This is a genomic window from Streptomyces niveiscabiei (assembly GCF_001419795.1).
Classification (GTDB): Bacteria; Actinomycetota; Actinomycetes; order Streptomycetales; family Streptomycetaceae; genus Streptomyces; species Streptomyces niveiscabiei.
This window is the reverse complement of the sequence record NZ_LIRL01000254.1, coordinates 1-2,897: the sequence shown is the minus strand read 5'-3', so window position 1 is coordinate 2,897 and position 2,897 is coordinate 1. Positions and strand designations below refer to the sequence as shown.

Genomic DNA, 2,897 nt, shown 5'->3' with positions numbered 1-2,897 from the left:
CCCTACGCCAGGACCGACCGCACGATCCCCACCCGCTCCCCCCAACGAGCCTCGTACGACAGGGACTTGGTCCACGCGATACTCGACGAGGCGTACGTCTGCCACCTCGGCTTCGTCCGGGACGGCGCCCCCGTCGTCCTCCCCACCCTCTTCGGCCGCGTCGGCGAGCGCCTCTACATCCACGGCTCCACCGGCTCCCGCCCCCTGCGCATGACGGGCCAGGCCGCCGAGGGCCTCCCGGTCTGCGTGACCGTGACCCACGTCGACGGCCTGGTCCTCGCCCGCTCCGCCTTCCACCACTCGATCAACTACCGCTCGGTGATGATCCACGGCCTCGCCCACGACGTCACGGACCCCGCCGAGAAGCGCGACGCCCTGGACGCCCTGGTGAACCACGCGATCCCCGGCCGCGCCGCCGACTCCCGCCCGGCGAACAAGAAGGAGCTGGCGGCGACGGCCGTGATCCGCCTGGACCTGACGGAGGTCTCGGCGAAGACCCGCACGGGCGGCGTGAACGAGGAGCCCGAGGACCTCACCCTCCCGCACTGGGCCGGCGTCATCCCCGTCCACCGCACCTACGGCACCCCGCTCCCGGACCAGGCCCTGGCGCCCGGCACGGAACTCCCCGCGTATCTCGGGGAGTTGTGATCCCGATACACCTCAGGGGAGCCGTACAGCCCTACTCGCCCCCTCCCCGAGCCTCCGCCACCGCCAGTCCCGCCACCGAGCCCAGCATCAGCACCGTCCCCACCACCGTCGCCGCGGTGACCCGCTCCCCCAGCACCGCGACCGCCAGCACAGCCGCGCTGACCGGTTCGAGGAGCATCACCACGGACACGGTCGCCGCACGGACGACGGCCGCACCGGCGAAGTACAGGGCGTAGGCGAGGGCCGTGGGAACGGCGGCGATGTAGCCGACGAGCCACACCACCTGCCCCGGGTCGGCGGTGTGCGGCACCAGCCCCTCCCCCACCGCGAACGGCAGCAGGCACAGCGCGGTCACCGCGAACGCGCCGACGGTCGTCCCTGAGGCGTCCTCCGCGTTCCCCCACCGCCGGGTGATCAGCGTCAGCGCGCAGTACCCGGCGGCGGAGACCAGCCCGAGCAGCACGCCCCAGGGCCGTACGACCCCGCCCCCGCCGCCCGCGAACAGCACGCCGAGCCCGGCGAGCGCCCCGGCGACGGCGAGGACGCCGCCCCGCCCGAGCCGCTCGCCCAGCGTCAGCCGCGCGCCGAGCGCGATGAACACGGGCCCGGCACCGAGGGTGACGACGGTCCCGACGGCGAGGCCGGTCGCGGACACGGCCGCGAAGTACGCCGTCTGGAACACGGCGAGCGCGACCCCACTGGCCAGCGTCAGCGCCCACCACCGGGCACCCCGCGAGCGACGGCCGGGCCGGCGCCGTACGGTACGTACCGCCCGCGCGGCCAGCAGCAGGGCCAGCCCGACGACGCAGCGCCAGAAGGACAGCGCCACCGCGCCGAGGTCACTGACCCGGAAGACCAGCGAGGCGGCGGCCCCGGCGGTCCCCCAGGCGACCCCGGCGACGATCAGACAGAAGAGCCCACGGCCGACCGGCGACATGGGCAGGGAAAAAGTAGACACGCGTTCTCCGCAGAAGCACACGAGATCCGAAGAGTGGACTTCGTCTGCGGGCACCACCGTTCGGCCCGGCAGCAGCACAGCCGCGCCGGGCCGGTCACTCCGGAGGCCCGCCTCAGGCGGCCGGAGGCGGAAGAACGAGCGTCGAAGGCATGGTCAGGACCCTATACGGCGGTCTCGCGCGCGGCCAGGCCGGGTTCCGGACGCCCGCCCGCCACCGGCTCCCCGGACACCTTCGCGGGCGTCGCCGACTGCGCGACGAACGCGCCCAGCAGCACGACCGCGCCGCCCGCGAGCTGCGCCGCGCCGAGGTGCTCCCCGAGCAGCACCCACGCGAGGACGGTCGCGATCACCGCCTCCGAACACGACACGACCGTCGCGACCTGCGGCGACAGCCGCCGCACGGAGACGACGCCGGTCGTGTACGCCACGACGGTCGCCACCAGCACGATCCACCCGAGCAGCAGCCACGCGGGCACGCCGGCCCCGTTCATGTCGGCGCCGCGCCCGAGCACGGCCCAGTCGAGGTCCCAGGGGCGCGCGACGACCGTGAGGACGGCGGCGCCGACCAGCAGCCCGTACGCGATCACCCCGAACGGGTCCGGCGCGTCCTTGCCGGTGCCCCCTCGGTCGGACAGCACGAAGTACCCGACCTGGCAGCAGGCGGCGCCCAGCGCGAGCAGCACCCCGAGCGCGTCGAACCGCATCCCGGCCCACACCTCGACGACGCAGGCGAGCCCGCCGACGGCCAGGACGACGCCGGCCACGGCCCGCCGGCTCACCGCACGCCGCTGCACGAACCGCACCCAGCCCAGCACCAGCGCGGGCGCCAGGTACTCCAGCAGCAGCGCGACCCCGACGGGCAACCGCGAGATCGACCCGAAGTAGAACGCCTGCACCCCGGCGACGCCGAGCAGCCCGAACCCGGCGAGGAGTCCGGGCCTGCGCCGTACGAGATCCCGGTGCCGCCAGGCCACCGGCACCATCACCAGCGCGGCGAGCCCCACCCTCAGCCACACCACATGCAGCGGCTCGAGCCCGCTCTCGATCAACGGCTTCGCCGCGACCCCGGACCCCCCGAACGCCACAGCGGACACCGCCGCCAGTCCCAGCCCCACACCATTCGCCTTAGCCACGCCGCCATGATGACACCACCAGACAGCACCGTCACCCCACCAAGCTCCTGTCTCGCCCTGTGAACAGGGGGAGCTTGTTCCGCCCAGCCGCTCGCCCTGCGAGCAGGGGGAGTGTCTTCCGTCCAGCCACCCCAGCAATCACACCCCGCGTCCACCCC

Annotated in this window: 3 protein-coding genes; 1 reads left to right on the top strand and 2 read right to left on the bottom strand. The window is 74.2% G+C overall.

Going from position 1 to position 2,897, the window contains the following annotated elements:
• On the top strand, window positions 1-648 hold a 648-nt coding region (locus tag AOK24_RS13585; RefSeq protein WP_055720318.1), incomplete at its 5' end, for a pyridoxamine 5'-phosphate oxidase family protein.
• 31 nt (window positions 649-679) lie between these two features.
• On the opposite strand, the gene AOK24_RS13580 is transcribed toward AOK24_RS13585, so the two are convergent.
• Both AOK24_RS13580 and AOK24_RS13575 read right to left on the bottom strand, forming a co-directional pair.
• Window positions 680-1,585, bottom strand: coding sequence for a DMT family transporter (locus AOK24_RS13580; protein ID WP_107103952.1), 906 nt, complete (start codon window positions 1,583-1,585; stop codon window positions 680-682).
• 182 nt (window positions 1,586-1,767) lie between these two features.
• Entirely contained in the window at window positions 1,768-2,739 is a 972-nt protein-coding gene (locus AOK24_RS13575) for an EamA family transporter (protein ID WP_055720316.1), read from the bottom strand.
• Between the last annotated feature and the right edge of the window lie 158 nt (window positions 2,740-2,897).

Bases quoted from the DNA above. Each gene is read 5' to 3' on its own strand.
- AOK24_RS13580 (WP_107103952.1), bottom strand. From the start codon at position 1,585: ATGTCGCCGGTCGGCCGTGGGCTCTTCTGTCTGATCGTCGCCGGGGTC.